Origin of the sequence: Collinsella sp. TM10-22, assembly GCF_003466125.1 — a bacterium.
Lineage (GTDB): Bacteria > Actinomycetota > Coriobacteriia > Coriobacteriales > Coriobacteriaceae > Collinsella.
This window is the reverse complement of sequence record NZ_QSOC01000008.1, coordinates 1-17,265: the sequence shown is the minus strand read 5'-3', so window position 1 is coordinate 17,265 and position 17,265 is coordinate 1. Positions and strand designations below refer to the sequence as shown.

Annotated in this window: 12 protein-coding genes; 4 read left to right on the top strand and 8 right to left on the bottom strand. The window is 62.7% G+C overall.

The window, feature by feature from the left end:
* The first annotated feature begins 3 nt into the window (after positions 1-3).
* The gene (locus DXD94_RS08500; RefSeq protein WP_199407131.1) at positions 4-717 is read left to right on the top strand and encodes a response regulator; all 714 of its coding nucleotides are present in this window, start codon (positions 4-6) and stop codon (positions 715-717) included.
* 92 nt (positions 718-809) lie between these two features.
* Here the strand turns inward: DXD94_RS08500 and rlmKL are convergent, their stop codons facing one another.
* Positions 810-3,368 (bottom strand): bifunctional 23S rRNA (guanine(2069)-N(7))-methyltransferase RlmK/23S rRNA (guanine(2445)-N(2))-methyltransferase RlmL, encoded by a 2,559-nt coding sequence (gene rlmKL, locus DXD94_RS08495; RefSeq protein ID WP_117763809.1) that lies wholly within the window; start codon positions 3,366-3,368, stop codon positions 810-812.
* Positions 3,369-3,443: 75 nt separating this feature from the next.
* Between rlmKL and DXD94_RS08490 the strand changes: the two genes are divergently transcribed.
* Both DXD94_RS08490 and DXD94_RS08485 read left to right on the top strand, forming a co-directional pair.
* The gene (locus DXD94_RS08490) at positions 3,444-4,271 is read left to right on the top strand and encodes an HAD-IIB family hydrolase (RefSeq protein WP_117734882.1); all 828 of its coding nucleotides are present in this window, start codon (positions 3,444-3,446) and stop codon (positions 4,269-4,271) included.
* A 192-nt stretch (positions 4,272-4,463) separates the two neighbouring features.
* Positions 4,464-5,168 carry a transaldolase gene (locus DXD94_RS08485; RefSeq protein WP_233502152.1) on the top strand — a complete coding sequence of 235 codons (705 nt, stop codon included), beginning with the start codon at positions 4,464-4,466 and terminating at the stop codon, positions 5,166-5,168.
* Between the two features lie 380 nt (positions 5,169-5,548).
* On the opposite strand, the gene DXD94_RS08480 is transcribed toward DXD94_RS08485, so the two are convergent.
* From DXD94_RS08480 to DXD94_RS08465, 4 genes are all read right to left on the bottom strand, one after another.
* Positions 5,549-7,696 carry a Tex family protein gene (locus tag DXD94_RS08480; protein ID WP_117763808.1) on the bottom strand — a complete coding sequence of 716 codons (2,148 nt, stop codon included), beginning with the start codon at positions 7,694-7,696 and terminating at the stop codon, positions 5,549-5,551.
* A gap of 420 nt (positions 7,697-8,116) precedes the next feature.
* A complete protein-coding gene (locus DXD94_RS08475) occupies positions 8,117-9,157 on the bottom strand; it encodes a Gfo/Idh/MocA family protein (RefSeq protein WP_117763807.1) in 1,041 nt (346 codons plus the stop codon).
* A 69-nt stretch (positions 9,158-9,226) separates the two neighbouring features.
* Positions 9,227-10,483, bottom strand: a complete 1,257-nt coding sequence (locus DXD94_RS08470) for an MFS transporter (RefSeq protein WP_117763806.1) — start codon at positions 10,481-10,483, stop codon at positions 9,227-9,229.
* Positions 10,484-10,567: 84 nt separating this feature from the next.
* On the bottom strand, positions 10,568-11,449 hold the full coding sequence (locus DXD94_RS08465; protein WP_117734887.1) for an SDR family NAD(P)-dependent oxidoreductase: 882 nt from the start codon (positions 11,447-11,449) through the stop codon (positions 10,568-10,570).
* A 233-nt stretch (positions 11,450-11,682) separates the two neighbouring features.
* On the opposite strand from DXD94_RS08465, the gene DXD94_RS08460 reads away from it, so the two are divergent.
* The gene (locus DXD94_RS08460) at positions 11,683-12,561 is read left to right on the top strand and encodes a LysR family transcriptional regulator (RefSeq protein ID WP_233540354.1); all 879 of its coding nucleotides are present in this window, start codon (positions 11,683-11,685) and stop codon (positions 12,559-12,561) included.
* Positions 12,562-12,866: 305 nt separating this feature from the next.
* Here DXD94_RS08460 and DXD94_RS08455 read toward each other — a convergent pair whose 3' ends face one another.
* Genes DXD94_RS08455 through DXD94_RS08445 form a run of 3 tightly spaced genes read right to left on the bottom strand, consistent with a single transcriptional unit; the run spans position 12,867 to position 17,092 of the window.
* The gene (locus DXD94_RS08455; RefSeq protein WP_117763804.1) at positions 12,867-14,786 is read right to left on the bottom strand and encodes an ABC transporter ATP-binding protein; all 1,920 of its coding nucleotides are present in this window, start codon (positions 14,784-14,786) and stop codon (positions 12,867-12,869) included.
* Complete coding sequence (locus DXD94_RS08450; RefSeq protein ID WP_117763803.1) at positions 14,779-16,593, bottom strand: ABC transporter ATP-binding protein; 1,815 nt, start codon at positions 16,591-16,593, stop codon at positions 14,779-14,781. The genes DXD94_RS08455 and DXD94_RS08450 overlap by 8 nt, the downstream gene beginning before the upstream one ends.
* Positions 16,586-17,092, bottom strand: a complete 507-nt coding sequence (locus DXD94_RS08445; protein WP_117734890.1) for a MarR family winged helix-turn-helix transcriptional regulator — start codon at positions 17,090-17,092, stop codon at positions 16,586-16,588. The genes DXD94_RS08450 and DXD94_RS08445 overlap by 8 nt, the downstream gene beginning before the upstream one ends.
* Positions 17,093-17,265 lie beyond the last annotated feature (173 nt).

The following is a 17,265-nucleotide window of genomic DNA, read 5'->3' as shown; positions in this document are numbered from 1 at the left end:
GCTGTGCCGAACTCTGCCGTGAAACCGCTCATCTTGGTCGTTGAGGACGATCCCGCCGTCCGCAACCTTATCGTCGCCGCGCTCGAGGCGCACGGCTTGCGCCATATGGCCGTGGAGACCGCTCACGCCGCCATCGCCGCCGCCTCGTCGCAGGCGCCGAGCATTGTGCTGCTCGATCTGGGCCTGCCCGATATGGACGGCGTCAAGGTGGTGGAGTCGGTGCGCGCGTGGTCGGGCATGCCGATTATCGTGGTTTCGGCACGCAGCGAGGATGTGGACAAGATCCGCGCGCTCGATGCCGGCGCCGACGACTACCTGACTAAGCCGTTTTCGGTCGAGGAGCTGCTCGCGCGCATTCGCACGACGCTCAGGCGCCTTTCGTATGCGCAGGCGGGCGGTGTTGCTTCCGAGGGCTCGTTCGATACCGGCGAGTTGCATATCGATTTTGATGCCGGCATCGCCACGATGGATGGCGAGGAGCTGCATCTGACGCCGATCGAGTACAAGTTGCTCTGCCTGCTGGCACACAATGCCGACAAGGTGCTGACGCACCAATTTATCCTGAACGAGATTTGGGGTACGGCGACTAAGAGCGACCTGGCGAGCCTACGCGTCTTTATGGGCACGCTGCGCAAGAAGATCGAGTCCGACCCCGCGCATCCGCGCTATATCCAAACGCATGTGGGTATCGGTTACCGATTGGTCACCCAGGAGTAGGGCAGAGCGCGGCCCCTCTATGAGGTGCGGTGAAATAGATCCTATTTTGGCCTTTAACAGGCATTTTTAGGAACTATTCCACCGCAATTTTGTTATTTGCCCTTGGGCTTGCTGGCGTAGAACTTCTTCTTTTTGGGCTTACCTGCACAGGTGGGCTTGCCGTCACCGCGCGGCCCTCGGTCGCCGGCCTGCGCGTGCGCGGGCACTGCTGTACGGGGCTTGCGGGCTTCGGGGTTGCGCAGCTCCTCGGTTCGCTCGGCAATCTCCTCGGCACTAAAGCCGACTTCGGCCATGGCATCCTCGATGGGCAGGCGGCGCACGATATAGCAATGGTGCACCTTCTGGTTGCGCGCGAAGTCCTCGGGGATGGTCTGCGCCGTAATGTCCTCCAGCACGACGCCCGCGCGCGCGAGCTTGCGCGTCTCGGGGCGGAAGCCGCGCAGGTTGCAGCTAAAGATGGCGTGGCCGCCCTGCGCGAGCAGGCGCGATACACCGGCCAAAAGCTCAACATGGTCGCGCTGAACATCCCAGGTGCGGCGGCCCATCTTGGACGAGTTCGAAAACGTGGGCGGATCGACAAAGATCAGGTCCCAGCGATTGCGCGTCTGGCGCTGGTCGCGAATCCAGGCGAGCACGTCGTCGCGCACAAAGTGGTGCTGCGGCCCCACAAAGCCATTCTGGCGCATGTTGCGCTCGGCCCAGTCCAGGTAGGTGTTGGAGAGGTCGACCGTCACGGTTTCCTCGACGCCGCCGTCGGCTGCATAGCAGGTGGCGGTGCCGGTGTAGGCAAACAGGTTGAGGAAGCGGCGCGCCTGCTTGGCGTGCTCGCGCACCAGATTGCGCGTGACGCGATGATCCAGGAAGATGCCGACGTCCAGGTAGTCGTCAAAGTTGACGGCAAAGGTAAGGCCGCCTTCCTCGATGAGCGGCAGGCGACGGCGCGCAATGTTGGCGCGCTCGCCCGAGCCGCCCTTGCCGGCGCCCTGCTTACCGTACTGCGAACCGCCGCGCGAACGTATGCGGGCTTTGGCGTGCACGTGCTCGGCTGGAACATCCAAGATGAGCGGCGCGATGGCCAAGATATCGAGCATGCGGGCCTGGGCCAGCGCAGGATCGATGGTCTTGGGTGCGGCGTACTCGGCGATGACGAGCCAGCGGCCCGGCGTCTGCGAGCAGCCCTCGTACAGGTCGATGGCGGCGGAGTAGTCGGGCAGGTCGGCATCGTAGACGCGGTAGCAGCTCACGCCCTCACGCTTTGCCCACTTGCGGCGCAGGCGGGCGTTCTTGCGCAGGCGGTTGGCGAACTGCTCGGACTCGGGAATGAGCACGGGCAGCGGCTTGCCGTCGCCCAAATCGAGCGTGGCGGCAGGTTCGGGCATGGGAGCGTTGGCGGCTTCGTTTTCGGTATCTGCGGCCTGCTCCTCGGCATCCGCGCTAGTCGCAGCTTCAAATGCTGCGGCGGTGTGGTCGAGCGAGGGCCAAACCTCAATAGTCGCCTCCTCGTTGTTGGGCATGACAGCGATGGAGCGCGCGGGCTCGGCATGGAGTGCGCGGGCCATAAGGCCGTCGCGGGTGAGCGCGGCGACCGGTGCGGCGGTAAGCTCGGGCGCGCGACGCAGTTCGCCGACCAGCGTCATGGCGTCGTGCATGAGCGAAAGCGGGGTCTCGGTGGTGTCTGCGACCACGGCGGCGCCGGCGACAGCACCCGCATGGTCCAGTACGGTAGTGGGCTTGGCGGCGCAAAAGTCGACAAAGCGCTTATAGCCGGCGCACTTGACCATGCGCTCGGCGGTCTTGCGGGCGGCGGGGTCGATGTCTACGGCAACGATGCGCGCCTGGCGCTCGCGCGCTGCCGTCTCGCGCTCGCGTGCCTCGGCAAGCAGCTGCTCCCATAGGGCGGCATCGTGCAGCTGCCAGCCCTCAAAGCCCCAGCGCTCGCGCGCGGCGCCCGGGGCGCGGTCGGCCAGAATGTTCACGGCCTCTAGCAGCAGGCCGCCGCCGGCGCACGAGGCGTCGATCAGCGTAGGCAGGGCTTCGTTTTCGTAGTCGTCGGCCGTCAGCTCGCGCTCGCACAGTGCGGTCCAGCCGACCTGCGCCAATACCAGGGCGGCGTAGTCGGGGCGCAACACGTGCGCGCCCTCGCCGGCGCGAGTCGCGGCGGGAGGCAGGCGCTTGAACAGCGGGTCGCCCGAAAGGTCCAGGCTTATGCTCGCGCGGCGCTGACGCAACGAAAGCAGCAGGTGAACATCGGGATCGGTGGCATCGACATCGGCGCGACGGCCCGTGGTCTCGGCCAGGCGATCGCACAATGCGTCCTTGGCGCGCAGGGCAGAGAAGCGCGTGTTGCGCAGCTGCTCGGTCACACCACGGGCAGTGATGGCAATGGTGGCGCCGGGGCGGACGATGTTTTCCCAGGCAATGTCGTAAACGGCATCGTACAGCTCATCGGCATCCTGTGCCTCAAAGCGCCCGAGCACCACAAACACGCGGCTGGCCAGGCGCGACCACAGGCAGGCACGGTAGCCTTGCTCGAGCTCGCCCTCAAACGTGGCGCGGCCCTTGAGGCGGCGGACATGCGAAAGCCCGAGCCGTTTAAGCTCGTCGGCGAGTGCGGACTCAAAGCCCTCGGGGCAGCTTGCATAAAATTCCATGGGTGACCTCTCTGGTTGTGTCGCTCCATTATATGATGGAAGCTTCGTTTGCCATCGCCCTCGAAAGGAACCCATATGATTGATGCGTGCCCCGATTCCGCTGTACTGTTTTTTGACGTGGACGGCACGCTGACGTCGTTCGATCCCGACAGCATGACCGATAAGGACTTTTCGGCGGTGCGCCCCTCGCAGACGGTCATTGAGGCGTTTCATCGCCTGCACGATGCGGGGCACAAGGCGTTTATCTGCACAGGACGCCCCTTGTGGCTGATTGCCGATGGTCTGCGTGAGCTCGAACCTGCGGGTATCGTGGCCATGGCGGGGGCGACGCTCGAGGTTGAGGGCCGTGTGGTGCACGAGGATTGCTTTGAAGAGGACATTGTCGAGGAGCTTGCGCGTCGCGTTGTGGACGCCGGCATTGAGGTCTTTTTTGAGGCCAACGCTGCGACTTTTGCACTGGAGCCCGCGGGTGTTGAACGGTCGTCTCTGATCGGCACGCATGTGGTGCATAGCGCCGAGGAAATGCGCATCGACGGCCGCCTGCGTGTGGGCAAGGTGTGCCTTAACGAGCCCGGCTTGGCTCGCGTGGCCAATGACGACGGCTTTATCGAACGCAACTTTGAGCTGTGCAACACCGGCGGCCAGAATCGCGAGCTGAGTCCCAAGGGCATTGACAAGGGCGTGGGCGTGGCGCGAGCGCTTGAGTATCTGGGGCGCGCCGGCAACGCGCGCACCTTTGGCTTTGGCGATTCGGGCAACGACCTGGGCATGCTTGCCGCCGTCGAAACGGCTGTTGCCATGGGCAACGCCATGCCCGAGGTCAAGGCAGTCGCCGACTACGTGACCGACGACGTCGCACGCGACGGTACCGTCACCGCCATGCGCCACTTTGGGTTGATCTAATTATTTCGCCGTTCGGACGATTTTCGATCTGCAACTCACCGGATTCACATGCTCAATCGATTTATCAATTCAAACGCTAAGGCGTTTATACCGTTCGCCGAGAAGATAAAAAACCGCAGTTCACGCCTTGATAAACGTAGATAAAGTGTTTAGCAGTTCCACGCCCGTATGCTAACGAAAGGAATCAGGCAGATGGCAATCAAGGTGTTCGCTGACGGTGCAAACCTCGAGGGCATGCTCGACATGTACGAGAACGGCAACGTTCAGGGCTTCACGACCAACCCGTCCCTTATGAAGAAGGGCGGCGTGACGGATTACCGCGCGTTTGCCAAGGAGGTCCTGGCCCACATCACCGATGTGTCCGTATCGTTTGAGGTCTTTGCCGACGACGTCGAGACCATGGAGATCGAGGCCCGCGAGATCGCTGCCTGGGCCGAGAACGTCTATGTCAAGATTCCGTGCGTGACCACCAAGGGCGAGTCCACGGCCGAGTTGGTGCGCAAGCTTTCCGCCGACGGCATCAAGGTCAACGTCACCACCATCTTTACGCCCGCGCAGGTTGACGAGATGGTCGACGCTGTCGACGCCGAGACGCCGTCTATCATCTCGCTCTTTGCCGGCCGTATCGCCGACACGGGTGTCGATCCCATTCCGTTTATGACAGAGTCGGTCAAGAAGGCCGCCGCCAAGCCCAACTGCGAGGTTCTGTGGGCGTCCACGCGCGAGCTTATCAACATTTACCAGGCGCAGGCCTGCGGCTGCCAGATCATCACGGTGCCCAACAGCATTCTGGCCAAGCGCAAGAACATCGGCCGCGACCCGTACGAGGTTTCGCTCGATACCGTGCGCGGCTTTGCCAAGGATATCGCGGCGCTCGGTTTCCATATCCTGCCGTAACGCGAACACTGGCTGCGCCGCGGATTGTTCGCCCCGGCCTTTCCTTTCCCTATCGCTCACGCGCTTCGCGAGGGTCGCGCTAGGCAAAGGAAAGGCCGGGGCTGCCGACACGAACTTGCCGGTAGGTTGGTGATAGGCTTCCATATCCTGCCGTGGACAAAGGTACCCCCGCCTGCGCCGTGCAAAATTGAGAGTATTCAGCAAGGTAAAGTCTTTTACCAGCTGGGTGAAGCATGGAACAGCCCCCGTTTTGGCTCTGATGACGCTAAAACGGGGGCTGTTTCTTGCTTTTTCGTCTCTGAGGGGCATCCGGAACGGTGGAATTTGCAGAATACTCGCGATTTTGCACGTCGCGAGAGGGGGGACCCTTGCTTGGCGGTTTACTTCCCCTGCACCATGGTGAGGGAGATCTTCTTGCGGTCGCGATCGACCTTTTCAACCCACACCTTGACCGTGTCACCGACGCGCACCACGTCGCTGGGGTGCTTGACGAAGCGGTTGGCCAGCTTGGAGATGTGCACGAGGCCGTCCTGGTGCACGCCCACGTCGACGAAGGCGCCAAAGTCGACGACGTTGCGCACCGTGCCCTTGAGTTCCATGCCGGGCTCCAGGTCGTCGATCGAAAGCGCCGAGCGGCTAAAGACTACCTCGGGCGCGTCGTCGCGCGGGTCGCGACCGGGCTTCTTGAGCTCGTTGACGATGTCGATGAGCGTCAGGGTGCCGCAGTCCAGGTCGCTTGCCAGCGCCGAGATGCTGCCCAGGCGGCGCTCGATATCGGGCACGCCGCCGCGGCTGAGCTCGCTTGCCGCAACGCCGGCGCGCTCCAGGACGGCCGTGGCCACCTCGTAGCTTTCGGGGTGGACGCTTGTCGCGTCGAGCGGGTTCTTGCCGCCGCTGATGCGCAGGAAACCTGCGGCGTTGAGGTACGCCTTGGGTCCCAGCTTGGGGACCTTCTTGAGCTGGCGGCGATCGGTAAAGGCGCCGTTTTCCTCGCGGTAGGCCACGATGTTTTTGGCTACGCTCGGCGTAATGCCCGACACGTAGCCCAGCAGGCTTGCGCTCGCGGTGTTGACGTCGACGCCCACACGGTTGACGACGTCTTCCACCACGTGGCCCAAGGTGCGCGAAAGCTCGGCCTGGTCAAGGTCGTGCTGGTACTGGCCAACGCCGATGGACTGGGGCGGAATCTTGACGAGCTCTGCCAGCGGGTCTTGCAGACGGCGGCCCAGGCTCATGGCGCCACGTACGGTGACATCCAGATCGGGATACTCCTGGCTGGCGAGCTCGGAGGCGGAGTACACCGACGCGCCGGCCTCGTTGACGATGGTGTATCGCAGCCCAGGCGCCTGCTCGGCGATGAGCTCCGAGACGACTTCCTCGGTCTCGCGGCTGGCGGTGCCGTTGCCGATGACGATGGTGTTGACGCCGTCCTTCTTGACGAGGCGGGCGAGCTCGCGCTTAGTGCCGGCGACGTCGTGGCGCGGCTTGGTGGGGTAGACTACGCTGTGGTCGAGCAGCTTGCCGGTCTCGTCCATGACGGCGACCTTGCAGCCGGTGCGGTAGCCCGGATCGAGCGCGAGCACACGGGCGCCGCGGACGGGGCGTGCCGAGAGCAGGCCCTCAAGATTCTTGGCAAAGACGTTGATGGCCTCGGTCTGGGCACGAACGGTGAGTTTGGCGCGGGCCTCGCGCTCCAGCGAGGGGGCCATGAGGCGCTTGTAACCGTCAGCGATGGCGGCATCGAAGATGGGAGCAAACACGCCCTGGCGTCGGGGCCAACGGCTGCCGAGGCGTGCCGTGGCGGCAGCGCCGTCGACGTTCACGCGCACGCGGAGCTTGCCCTCGCGCTCACCGCGGTCGATAGCCAGCACGCGGTGGTTGGGAATATGGCGCAGCGGCTCGTCAAAGTTGTAGTACGGCTCATAGGGGGTCTTCTCGGCAGGGTCGGTGGCCTCGACGACGATGTCGGCGGTGTTTTGCGTAAAGGCGCGCAGGTCGGCGACGTTCTCGGGGTCCTCGGCCACCGTCTCGGCCACGATGTCGGCGGCGCCGGCGAGCGCTTTCTCGGGCGTGTCGAAGCCGGCCTCCTCGTTGACGTATGCCGCGGCGGTGTCGAGCGCGCTGCCCTTGGCCGAGGCCTGCATGATGATCATGTTGGCGAGTGGCTCCAGGCCGGCCTCGCGGGCCTTCTGCGCGCGAGTCATGCGCTTTTTGCGGAAGGGCTTGTAGAGGTCCTCGACACGCTGGAGCTGTGTGGCCTCGCGAATCTGTTGCTCGAGCTCGGGCGTGAGCTTGCCCTGGGCGCCGATGAGCAGAATGACGTCCTCTTTGCGCTGCTCAAGATTACGCAGGTAGGACAGGCGCTCGTCGAGCGCGCGCAGGGCGACATCGTCCATGCCGCCCGTGGCTTCCTTGCGGTAGCGCGAGATAAAGGGAATGGTGTTTCCCTCGTCGATGAGCTTGACGGCCGCCTCGACGTTGGCGGCCTTAAGGTTGAGCTCGCGCGCGAGCTGGGCGATAAGATCCATGGGACTCCTTGCGTTTGAGGTGCGTTTGCAGCACAGAGCTACCAAGGATACCACCTGCCACTTCGCTCAAAAAAGACTGTTTTGGCGCGGGACCACGAAAGCGGCCTATCTACTACGTTTGAACCGTGTGGGTCGACCATCCCCCGGTTTTCCGAAAATGCGCAAGCCGTTTACCTGCGGTTTTTATTTCGCGAAATTCGGTATGGATGAGGGTGATTGGTTAAACGTAGTAGATAGGCACATTTTGTGGCGAACGAATCAAGCTAAGGTGCAAAAAGTCCCCCGTCCCAGAAAAATCATTGGAAACGTAGCAAAATGCCCCGCGGGCAGGAGGCTGCTCGCGGGGCAAAGAAGAGGGGCTTATTTGTGTCGGACCGAGGGACTCGGCATGGGGTTTCTGCCGCGGCCGCTCTCAAGGCATTACAGCTCGACGAGCTGGCCGGTCTCGGCGGCCTCCTTGATGGCGTTGAGAAGCGTGAGCGTCTTGACGTTGTCGGCGGGGGTCACGACGGGCTCGACCTCACGGCGGACGACCTTCACAAAGTGCTTGAGCTGCATCTTGTGCGGCAGCGCCGGGTCCACGGCCGGAATCTCCATCTGCAGCGGCTTGTGCCAGTTGGAGGCGCCGTCGTAGGAGAACTGGTGCAGGCGGGGCAGCGAAAGGGCGCCCAAGGTTCCGCCGATAAAGTAGGCGTCGGCGTCGAAGGGACGGTACTGCGGGTCCTCGCGAGCGGTGGCCTCCCAGTTCCAGGGGCTGGCGGTGGCATCGGAGATGGTCATGCTTGCGAGCGCGCCATCGGCAAAACGGACGTTGACCACGGCGGAGTCCTCAGTCTCAAAACCGCGGGCGGCGCTGGACTGCATACCCTGGACGGCAACGGGCTCGCCCAGCAGATAGCGGAGCAGGTCGACGTCGTGAACCAGGTTAACCAGGATCGGGCCGGCACCCTTCTTGTGGCGCCACTCGACATCGAAGTACTCGTCATTCTTATAGATCATGTAGTGGAAGCTCGACACGGTGAGCTTGCCCAGCTCGCCGGACTCGATGATCTCCTTGGCCTTGTTGACGAAGGGGTTGTGGCGACGGTGCTGGCCCACGAGCACGGGCACGCCGGCGGTCTCGGCCTCGGCGGCGAAAGCCTGGGCATCCTCGAGGTCGTTGGAGATCGGCTTTTCGACCAGCGGCACGATGTTGCGCTTGATGGCCTCGCGGGCAACGCCCAAGTGCAGGTCGTTGGGGGTGGCGATGATGACGGCCTCGGGCTTGACCTCGTCCATCATCTGGGCGGGATCGGTAAAGAACGGCACGCCGGCAGCCTCGGCCGTGGCGCGGGCGCCCTCAAAGGCGTCGGCGATGGCGACGAGCTCGGCCTCGGGCTCCTCGGTGACAAAGCGGATGTGGTTGCGGCCCATGGCGCCGGCGCCGATGACGGCAATGCGGACGGGGTTGAGCTCAGACATTTCGACTCCTTAATGCTGGTGGCTGGTGGAATGTGACAAAGGGACAGTCCCTTTGTCACATCGGTAAAACTAGGCGGACTTCTTCTTGCTGTCGGAGACCATCATGTAGAGGGTGAGCACGACGGCGATGGCGGCGATCACGATGGCGCCGTAGAAGGACTGCTGGTAGGCGGCGCTGCCGGCCTCGGCGTGATACAGCACGGCGGTGATGGGCTGGCTGATCCAGGTAGAGGCGGCGTAGCCCAAAAACATGATGCCGTAGTTGACACCGATGTTGCTGGTGCCAAAGGCGCCACCGGTGAGCGGCGGGTAGATGACGAGCAGGGCGCCAAAGCTAAAGCCGAGCAGGGCGAGCGCCACAAAGAACATGCTCTGCGTAAAGCTCATCGACATGATGACGAGCGCGACGATGGTGACGACAAGGCTGATGAGCAGCGACTTGTAGGCGCCGAGCTTGTCGATGATCTGGCCAAAGGACAGACGGCCGACCAGGTTGGCGCAGGTGTTGACGGAGACGACCACGCCGCCGAGGGCGACGGCCGCGGCGCTCGTGGGGTCGGCGAAGAGCTGGACAGCGGCGATGGAGGCAACCTTGCCCACGAGCAGGGTGCCCGCGGTGGCGGCAAAGGCGAAGGTGACGATGAGGACCCAGAAGCGCGGGGTCTTGACCATCTCGCTCGGGGTGAGGTCGCCGAAGGTGCCGGCATGCGCGCCGCCCTTGGGGGCCTCGAAGCCCTCGGGCAGCCAGCCGGCCTCGGGGGCCTTCAGGAACAGGGCAGAGGCGGCGATCGTCACAAAGAAGATGACGCCGAGTGCCTTGAGGGCGCCAAAGATGCCCAGGCTCGGGATGAGCAGCGAGGCGAGCACCGGGGACAACACGGCGGGGCCGGCGGTCGAAGCGGCCAGGGTGATGCCGGAGGCGAGGCCCTTTTTGTCGATGAACCACTTTTGGCCGGTGGTGAGCGCGGGGTTGTAGCCTAGGCCGTTGCCGATGGCGGCGACGAGCGAGAACCACAGGTAGAACTGCCACGGCTCGGTGACGGTGCCGGACATGAACCAGCCCACGCCGTAGCACACGGCGGCAGCGATCACGACGTTGCGCGGGCCGATCTTATCGGAGATGCGGCCGGCGAAGATGCCCGTCACGGCCATGATGGTCTGGAAGACCGGGAAAGCCCAGGTAAGTGCGCTGGACCACTCGGGGTAGACGGCGAGCAGGTTCTTGCTCACAACGGAATACAGCGCGATGGAGCTGATAAAGAACATGGTGACGCACGCGGCGGAAAGCACGACGGCGCGACCCTTGTTGGAGTTGGTGGAAGCCATTGGACTCTTTCTAATCGATACGGGGGAGGGGAGGGGCAAACGCCGCTGAGGTGCTTGCCCCGCGCCCCTTTCTACCGGGCTGGTTTACTGGTCAGTCGGCTTTGCGACGCCGGACTCATCGGACCAGAGCTCGACGCCCTTGTTCTTGAGGTAGTTGTCGGCAAAGGCGCGGCGGCCGCCGGGCTTGGCGGTGAGGTCGCCCATCATGTTGGAGAAGCCGCCGTCGACCTTGATGGCGTCGCCGGTGGTAAAGTCCGAGCGCTTGGACGCCAGGAACATGACGGCGTTGGCGATATCGCTGACCTCGCCGATGCGGCGCGTGGCGATGAGGCGGCTGCGGCTCTTCTCGACCTCGGGATCGGCGTAAAAGCTTGCCGACATGGGTGTCTTGACAAAGCAGGGCTCGACGCAGTTGGAGCGGACGCCGTAGGGGCCCCACTCGGCGGCGAGCATCTTGGACATCATGTTGACGCCCGCCTTGGTGGAGCTGTACACGCCCGAGAACGTCTCGGGGGAGTGGCTGGCAACGGTCGAGATGTGCACTAGGCGGCCCTGGCCGGCCTTGATCATCTCGCGACCAAAGCGCTGCGAGGTGATGAAGTAGCCGGTGAGGTTGACGTTGAGCACCTGCTCCCAGTCGCTTAGCGGCAGGTCCTCCATGGCGGCGAAGCGCAGGATGCCGGCGGTGTTGACGAGAACGTCGACGCGGCCGAAGTTGGCGATGGTGGCGTCGACGGCAGCCTGAACCTCGGCCTCGTCGGTGGCGTTCATCTTGTAGCCCTCGGCGTGGATACCAAACTCGGCGGCGAGGTCGGCGGCTGCTGCCTTGACCTTCTCCTCGTCTAGGTCGAGCAAGACGACGTTGGCGCCGTTGCGGGCGAACTCGCGGCAAATCTCGACGCCCATACCGCCGAGCGCGCCGGTCACGGCGCAGACATCGCCCTCGAGCTTAAGCCAATTGCTCATAGGAACTTCCCTTCTTGTGCCTCCCGGTGGGTCGCTCCCATTAATCGACCCACGTGGTTTTCGCTGGTTATCGTATGCTTTGCATTTGCGCAGGTGAATTGCATATTTGTTAGAATGGCGTTAACCATAGGTTTACACTGTGCGATGCAGTTTATTCTCAATTGAGCGCATGACCTGCGAAAACAACCTCCTGTGGCACCATGTGGCCACGGGCGCGAAAACGGGAGATTGACGTGTACGATCGACGACTTGAGGCCATATCGGCCGCCGCGGAGCTGGGAAGCTTCTCGCGCGCGGCGGCAAAACTACGTGTGTCGACCCCGGCTCTCGTCAAACAGGTGTCGGGGTTCGAGGCCGAGTTTGGCATCACGTTGTTCGAGCGCTCGCATTCGGGCGTTAAGGTGACGCCGGCGGGTGCGCTGCTGGTAGACGATGCGCGCTCGATCATGCGTCAGTCCGAGGATGCGTTGCGCCGTGCCCGACGCGCAGCGGGCGATGGCGGCGCCGTGCGTCTGGGCGTGTCGATGATGTGCCCGGGGCGCCAAACGCTGTCGATGTGGCCGAGTGTGCACGAGCTGGAGCCGTCGCTGCGCTTTGAGATTGTGCCGGTGAGTGACCTCTACGATGAGCGCGAGACCGTCATGCGCAGTCTTGGTCGCGAAGTGGATGTAGTGCAGTCGAGTTTTTCGACCCCGCGCTGGGGCGACGCCTGCCAAAAGCTCCTTATCGTCAACGTACCGTTTTATATTGATGTGCCGCGCACGAGCCCGCTTGCGCGCAAGACGCGCATCACGGTTGCCGACCTGGAGGGCATGCGCCTGCGCGCGCTCCGTCACGGCAACGACGCTATGGACAGCCTGCGCATCGACCTGTTGGCCGACGGCGGCGTGGACGTGATCGACGTGGATAGCTTCGACTTTGCGCTCTTTAACGAGGCGGAGGAAAAGGGCGATGCGGTGCTCACCTGCGGAGCGTGGTCGGGCGTGCACCCGGCCTTTGTGGGCGTACCGTTTCTATGCGGTCGCGAGGTGCCGGTCTATTTGCACTACCCGCTCGAGCCCACCCTCCAAGTCCAAAAATTCGTCAACGCCATGGCCCAACTCCTCAACTAGCTCATTTGGCGCGGGTAGTCTTTTTGGGACGGGGCTTTTTTAGCTACTTTCGCCGCCCTGCCTGCGCACCCTCAAAGTAGTCAAAAAGCCCCGTCCCAAAAAGACTAACAAAACGAGGCCCTGGCCAAACGGCCAGGGCCTCACTAACCTTTATTCCGTTTTAAACAACGGGCTGATTGCGCGCAGGAGGGTGCCCCGGGGCGGCGGGGTATTTCCTCCGCGCGCAGTTTCGCAGCGAAGCGAGAATGTTTGAGCACGGAGGAATTACCCCGACGCCCCGGGGCACCCTCCGTCAGTAACCGTTCCTACTCCAGCTCAAACGCACCCGTGTACAGCTGGTAGTAATACCCGCGCTTGGCGATCAGCTCGTCGTGGTTGCCGCGCTCGATGATACGGCCGTGATCCAGACAGATGATTGCGTCGGAGTTGCGCACGGTGGACAGGCGGTGCGCGATGACAAACGTCGTGCGGCCTTCCATGAGCTTGTCCATGCCGGCCTGCACGATGGCCTCGGTGCGGGTGTCGATGGAGCTCGTGGCCTCGTCCAGGATCATCGCCGGCGGATCGGCGACGGCAGCGCGTGCGATCGAAATCAGCTGGCGCTGGCCTTGCGACAGCTGGGCGCCGTTGCCGGTGAGCATGGTGTCGTAGCCGTCGGGCAGGCGGGTGATAAAGTCGTCCGCGCCCGCGAGCTTGGCCGCCGCGATGCACTCCTCGTCGGTCGCATCCAGGTTGCCGTAGCGGATGTTATCCATCACGGTGCCGGTGAACAGGTTCACGTCCTGCAGCACGACGCCCAGTGAGCGGCGCAGATCGGCCTTGCGAATCTTATTGACGTTGATACCGTCGTAGCGAATCTTGCCGTCGGCAATGTCATAGAAGCGGTTGATGAGGTTGGTGATGGTCGTCTTGCCGGCACCGGTGGCGCCGACAAACGCGACCTTCTGGCCCGGCTTGGCAAACACGGACACGCCGTGCAGCACCTCGTGGTCGGGCGTGTAGCCAAAGTCGACGTTGTCCATGACCAGGTCGCCGCGCAGCGGTACGTACTCGATCTCGCCGGTTGCGCGGTGCGGATGTTTCCACGCCCACATGCCGGTGTGGTGGTCCGCCTCCTCGAACTTCCAAGTCTCGGGGTTCACCTGCGCGTTGACGAGTGTCACGTAGCCTTCGTCGGCCTCGGGCTTCTCGTCGATGAGCTCAAAGATGCGGTCGGCGCCGGCGAGGCCCATGACCACGGCGTTGATCTGCTGTGAGATCTGGCCGATCTGTCCGCAGAACTGCTTGGTCATGTTGAGGAACGGCACCACGACGGCGATGGACAGTGTCATGCCCGAGATGCTCAGGTTGGGCACGCCCAGCGCCAGGAAAATGCCGCCTGCCAGTGCGACCAGCACGTAGAGCAGGTTGCCCAGGTTCATAAGGATAGGCATGAGGATGTTGGCGTACATGTTGGCCTTCTGCGAGACCTCGAAGAGCTTTTCGTTGCGCTCGTCAAAATCGGCCTCGGCGGCAGACTCGTGGCAGAATGCCTTGACGACCTTCTGGCCGTTCATGACTTCCTCGATATGACCCTCGACCACGCCGAGCTCGGTCTGCTGCGCAATGAAGAAGCGCGCGGAGTTGGAGCCGAGCAGCTTGGTCATAAAGGTCATAAAGGCGACGCCCGCCACAATGACCAGGCACATCCAAACGCTGTAGTACAGCATGATAAAGAACACCGTGACGATGACGATGGTCGTCATGAGCAGGTTGGGCAGCGACTGGCTGATCATCTGGCGCAGCGTGTCGATGTCGTTGGTGTAGTGGCTCATGATGTCGCCGCGCTGGTGCGTGTCGAAGTAGCGGATCGGCAGGTCCTGCATGCGGTTGAACATCTTCTCGCGCAGCTTCTCCAGCGAGCCCTGCGTGACGATGGCCATGGCGCGGTTCCAGAAGAGCGAGGACAGGATGCCGACGCCGTAGATGCAGGCGAGGGTGGTCACGAGCTGTGCAATCTTGGGCTGTGCGGCTTCCCAGTCGCCCGACTGCCACGATTCGCTAATGATCTGCAGGGCGCTCTGAAGGAAGGTCGCGCCGATGGAGTTGATGATGGCGCAGAGCACCACGCCGGCGACGACGAGGGGCAAAAGCGCGGGGTAGAAGCCAAAAAGCGTCTTGATGAGGCGCGACATGGTGCCGCCCTTGCGGTTGAGCGCGCGCTCGGCGGTCGTTGCCTTACTCATGTGCCTCGCCTCCTTCCTGGTTCTGAGCTTGCGTTACGGATGCCTCGGTGCCGGCTTCGACGGCCCCTTCGCCTTCGGCAGACATCTTGTTTTGCGAGGTAAAGGTCTCGCGGTAGATCTCGCTCGTCTTGAGCAGCTCGTCATGGTTGCCGATCTGCGCGATACGGCCGCCCTCCATGACGATGATGCGGTCTGCGTCCTGCACGGAGCTGATGCGCTGGGCGATGATGAGCTTGGTCGTGTTGGGCAGATAGCTTGCCAACCCTGCGCGGATCTTGGCGTCGGTCTTGGTGTCGACGGCGCTGGTGGAGTCGTCCAGGATCAAGATCTTGGGGCGACGCAGCAGGGCACGCGCAATGCACAGGCGCTGCTTCTGACCGCCCGAGACATTGGAGCCGCCCTGCTCGATCCAGGTGTCGTAGCCCTTGGGGAAGCCGTCGACAAATTCATCGGCGCAGGCCAGATGTGCTGCCTCGCGGACCTCCTCGTCGGTGGCGTTCGGGTCGCCCCAGCGCAGATTCTCGGCGATGGTGCCGCTAAACAGCACGTTTTTCTGCAGCACCATGGCGACCTGGTGGCGCAGGGCGTCCAAGTCGTAGTCGCGCACGTCCATGCCGCCCACGCGCACGGTGCCCTCGGTGGCGTCGTACAGGCGGGCGATGAGGTTTACGAGCGTGGACTTGGCCGAGCCGGTGCCGCCGATGATGCCGATGGTCTCGCCGCTCTTAATGTGCAGGTCGATATCGTCGAGCGCCCGGCGCTTCGCATGCGCAGAATACTTAAAGCTCACGTGGTCAAAGTCGATGGAGCCGTCGGCCACCTCGAGCACGGGTTCGGCGGGATCGGCGATCGTGGGCTCGGCGGCCAGCACCTCGGTAATGCGGTGCGCCGATTCGTCGGCCATGGTCACCATGACAAAGATCATCGACAGCTGCATCAGGCTCATGAGGATCTGGAAGCCATAGGTAAAGATCGAAGAGAGCTGGCCCACGTCGAACAGCGTACCCTGGCTCGTGATGATGAGCTTGGAGCCCAGGTAGATGATGACGACAAATGCGCCGTTGACGCAGATGTTCATCATGGGGTTGTTAAAGGCGAGCAGCTTCTCTGCGCGGGTGAAGTCCATCTGGACGTCGCGTGCGGCGGTCGCGAACTTCTCCTTCTCAAAGTCTTCGCGCACGTAGCTCTTAACCACGCGCATGCCGGTGACGTTTTCCTCGACGGACTCGTTAAGGGCGTCGTACTTGTGGAACACGCGCGAGAAGATGGGGCGCACCTTAAAGATGATAAAGAACAGCCCAAAGCCCAGCAGCGGAATGATGACCAGGTAGACCATGGCAACGCTGCCGCCCATGATAAACGCCATGGTAAAGGCGAAGATCAATACCAGCGGCGCGCGCACGGCGATACGGATGATCATCATAAAGGCCTGCTGCACGTTGTTGATATCGGTGGTCAGGCGCGTGACGAGCGAGGAGCTCGAGAACTCATCGATGTTGGCAAAGCTGAACGTCTGGATCTTGTAGAACAGGTCGTGACGCAGGTTCTTGGCGAACCCGCAGCTCGCATGGCTGCAGGTGACGCCGGCAGCGGCGCCAAAAGCAAGCGACGTCAGCGCGATGAGCACCAAAAAGCCTGCGGTGGGAAGCATCTCGGCTACGGTGGCACCGTCTTTGATGGCGTCGATCAGGTTGGCGGTGATAAAAGGAATCAGCATCTCGCAGAGCACCTCGCCAAGCACGAGCAGCGGCGTGGCAACGGTGACTTTCATATAGTCGCGGATGCTTCCCATGAGGGTTTTAATCATCCAGTTCCTCCCAGGTTACACGGATTTTCTCGAGCATTTCGGCGAGGTCCTCGCGCTCGTCATGGGTGAGCGCGCTAAAGGCCCGTTCTCTAAAGCGGATGCGGGCCGCCTGGTCGATGCGGGCGTTTTCCCGGCCGGTTTCGGTCAGACGAATGGTGAGTTGCCGTCGATCCTTGGGGTTACGGCTGCGTTCAATGAGGCCGTTGAGCTCGAGCTTGGACAGGATCTCGGAAAGCGACCCCGGCTTGAGGTCAAAGTGCATGCCGAGTTCCTGCTGCGACATCTCGCCGCCGGGCTGCTTGGCCAGCAGGCAGATGATGGGCGCCTTGCCGGACACGCCTCCGCCATGAAAATGCATGTAATGGCCGCAAAAACCCAGGCCGCTCAGGATGCGCTTGGCGAGCTTGTCTTCGCCGTTAACTGCTTCGGGCACGTCTGCCGGCTCCGAAGGATCGCCGCCGGGCTCATGCGGGCGAAGGTTAAGGGGTTCATCGCACATGAATTCGTATCGCTCCTTTCTTTAGTTAGGTAGTGGAATTGTTTTGTGCCTAACTAATCTAGGAGTGCCACACAAGAATGTCAAGGTACCAAACTTATTTAGTTACGGCGCCGCAAAACATCGGGGTAGTCGTTGGGTGTTCCTATAGTTTTGTCAACCGTCGGGGCTACTCC

Excerpts from the sequence above, each read along its gene's own strand:
- DXD94_RS08485 (WP_233502152.1), top strand. The coding sequence starts at position 4,464 with ATGGCAATCAAGGTGTTCGCTGACGGTGCAAACCTCGAGGGCATGCTC.
- DXD94_RS08480 (WP_117763808.1), bottom strand. The coding sequence starts at position 7,696 with ATGGATCTTATCGCCCAGCTCGCGCGCGAGCTCAACCTTAAGGCCGCC.
- DXD94_RS08470 (WP_117763806.1), bottom strand. The coding sequence starts at position 10,483 with ATGGCTTCCACCAACTCCAACAAGGGTCGCGCCGTCGTGCTTTCCGCC.
- DXD94_RS08455 (WP_117763804.1), bottom strand. The coding sequence starts at position 14,786 with ATGAGTAAGGCAACGACCGCCGAGCGCGCGCTCAACCGCAAGGGCGGC.
- DXD94_RS08450 (WP_117763803.1), bottom strand. The coding sequence starts at position 16,593 with ATGATTAAAACCCTCATGGGAAGCATCCGCGACTATATGAAAGTCACC.
- DXD94_RS08475 (WP_117763807.1), bottom strand. The coding sequence starts at position 9,157 with ATGTCTGAGCTCAACCCCGTCCGCATTGCCGTCATCGGCGCCGGCGCC.
- DXD94_RS08490 (WP_117734882.1), top strand. The coding sequence starts at position 3,444 with ATGATTGATGCGTGCCCCGATTCCGCTGTACTGTTTTTTGACGTGGAC.
- rlmKL (WP_117763809.1), bottom strand. The coding sequence starts at position 3,368 with ATGGAATTTTATGCAAGCTGCCCCGAGGGCTTTGAGTCCGCACTCGCC.
- DXD94_RS08445 (WP_117734890.1), bottom strand. The coding sequence starts at position 17,092 with ATGTGCGATGAACCCCTTAACCTTCGCCCGCATGAGCCCGGCGGCGAT.
- DXD94_RS08465 (WP_117734887.1), bottom strand. The coding sequence starts at position 11,449 with ATGAGCAATTGGCTTAAGCTCGAGGGCGATGTCTGCGCCGTGACCGGC.